General features: G+C 67.7%; 1 protein-coding gene. It reads left to right on the top strand.

Translation table 11 applies throughout. The features are described 5' to 3' along the window. The coding region (locus tag EOA33_RS37825) for an ATP12 family protein (protein WP_127407851.1) at window positions 1-583 on the top strand (583 nt) is incomplete at its 5' end. Window positions 584-619: the final 36 nt, after the last annotated feature.

Here is a 619-nt window from a genome sequence, read left to right on the forward strand (position 1 = left end):
GAAGGCGGCGGCCCTGGTCGCCGGCGAGTTCGACGCGCAAGGCGAGGTCATCGATCCAGTGGCCATGCCGGTCATGCGCCTCGTCAACACCGCCATTGACGGCGTCGCCAGCGATCCGCAAGCGGTGTTGGAGGACATCCTGCGCTTCGCCTCGTCCGATCTGCTGTGCTACCGCGCCGACGGTCCGCAAGGGTTGGTCGACCGACAGAACCAGCTTTGGGATCCGGTCATCGACTGGGCGCGCAGCGCGCTTGGCGCCCGCTTCCATCTCGCCGAAGGCATCGTTCATGTCGAGCAGCCGCGCGAGACCATTGCCGTTCTCCGCGCCCATCTTGCGCAGCGCATCGAGCCCATGCGGCTCGCCGCCATCCATGTCATGACCTCGCTGACGGGCTCGGCGCTGTTGGCGCTCGCCGTCGACTTCGGCGAACTCGACGGCGAAGCAGCCTGGGCCGCCGGCCATGTCGATGAGGACTGGCAGATCGAGCATTGGGGCCAGGACGCCGAGGCCGTGGCGCGCCGCTCGGCCCGCAAGCGCGACATGATGGCCGCAGTCAGCCTGCTCGACGCGCTGAAAGCCTGAGGCCGCGCTCTGCTTTCGCACTGCACCTAATACGAA

This window comes from Mesorhizobium sp. M4A.F.Ca.ET.050.02.1.1, assembly GCF_003997725.1.
In the GTDB taxonomy this organism is placed as follows: domain Bacteria; phylum Pseudomonadota; class Alphaproteobacteria; order Rhizobiales; family Rhizobiaceae; genus Mesorhizobium.